Genomic DNA, 1,538 nt, shown 5'->3' with positions numbered 1-1,538 from the left:
GCCTCCGCCCCCGCCGCCTCCGGTGCGCCACGACTATCGCCAGGAGCCGGGCGAGCGCGGCTAGGACCGCAGACGATCAGGAACAGGCCGGAGTGCTACGCGCATCCCGGCCGTTCTCATGCGCGGATCAGCGCATCAGGCCGTCGATGGTTTCCACGATGGCCGACGCCGCCAGAAGGGGATTGTCCGCGCCCACAACAGGCCGGGCCACGACCAGATGGGTGGCTCCCGCCGTCAGGGCCTCGGCCGGTGTGGCCACGCGTTGCTGATCGCCCTTGTCGGCCCCGACGGGGCGTACCCCGGGGGTGACGATCAGAAAGTCGGACCGCCCGGCCTCGATGGCGATCTCGCGCACACGGGTCGCCTCCAGCGGGCTGGAGACCACGCCGTCGACGCCGCAGTCCAGCGCCTGACGAACGCGGCGTTCGACCAGGGCGGTGGCGTCAAAGCCGTAACCGATCTCGGTCAGGTCGGCGTCCGACAGGCTGGTCATGACGGTGACGGCGAGAATCTTCGTCGACGACCCGCCCGCGTCCCGGCCCTTGACCGCGCCGCGCATGACCTGGGGCTCGGCATGAACGGTCAGCAGGTCGCATCCACCCTCGGCCACGGCGCGGGCGGCACCTTCGACCTGGGCGCCGATGTCGTGCAGCTTCCAGTCCTGAAAGACTGTCTTGCCCTGGTCGCGCAGTTCATGGGCGAAGGCGACGCCGCCGGGGCAGGCCAAGAGGGTCAAACCGATCTTGTAGGCCGTGATGGTGTCGCCCAGCGTCCCAACCATGTCCCGTGCCGCCTCTACAGAGGGCAGGTCCAGGCCGACGATCAGTCGGTCGTCGGTCAGAAGGCGAGAGGTCATCGACGGGCTCCGGTTGACCGGCTATGGCTGACGGGCGCGAGCGCGCACGTCGGTCGGGGACCGGCGAGGGGATCAACGTATTAGGGCGAGGCCAGCACATGGACGCGGTCGATCTGGGCGTCAACCTGTTCGTGACGCTGTTCGCGCTTCTGGACCCCATCGGCAATCTGCCGATCTTCGCGGCGGCGACGGCGGGGGCGAGCCTGCGCCAGCGGGTCTCGGTCTCGGCCATGATCTGTCTGTTCGCGGCGGTGTTTCTGGGATTCTTCTTCTTCAGTGGCCTGGGCCTGCTGCAGTTCTTCGGTATTTCGCTGGCGGCGTTCCGCATCGCGGGCGGTATCCTGCTGCTGTTCCTAGGGTTGGACATGGCCCGCGACGACTTTCTGGCCTCCTTCGTCGACAAGGACGCGGCCAGCGACCTGGCGGATGTGCGCGGCTATGCCAAGCGCAGATTCCAGCGGCTGGTCGTGCCTTTCGCCATTCCGCTGATGATCGGGCCAGGGGCGATTTCGGCCATCATCATCCAGGCGGGCGAGGCCCAGAAGATCGGGCCGGCGGGGGCCGCCGCCTCCCTGATCGCCATTGCGGCGGCGGCCGGCGTGTCCTTCCTCTGCTTCTGCCTGACCGGGCCGATCAGCCGCCTGCTGGGCGAGGTCGGCCTGGCCATCATCGTGCGCGTGCT

2 protein-coding genes are annotated in these 1,538 nt (G+C 68.7%); one reads left to right on the top strand and one right to left on the bottom strand.

Annotated elements, in window-relative coordinates:
- Nucleotides 1-127: 127 nt before the first annotated feature.
- Nucleotides 128-856: an orotidine-5'-phosphate decarboxylase gene (pyrF, locus tag JHC81_RS13260; RefSeq protein ID WP_292175459.1), complete on the bottom strand. Its 729-nt coding sequence runs from the start codon at nt 854-856 to the stop codon at nt 128-130.
- A gap of 98 nt (nt 857-954) precedes the next feature.
- Here pyrF and JHC81_RS13255 point away from each other — a divergent pair.
- Nucleotides 955-1,538 (top strand): MarC family protein (locus JHC81_RS13255; RefSeq protein ID WP_292175457.1); only part of this gene is annotated, 584 nt, incomplete at its 3' end.

This window comes from Brevundimonas sp. (genome assembly GCF_016463295.1).
In the GTDB taxonomy this organism is placed as follows: Bacteria; Pseudomonadota; Alphaproteobacteria; order Caulobacterales; family Caulobacteraceae; genus Brevundimonas.
Note: the sequence above shows the minus strand (reverse complement) of the source record. Positions and strands in the feature narration are given on the sequence as shown.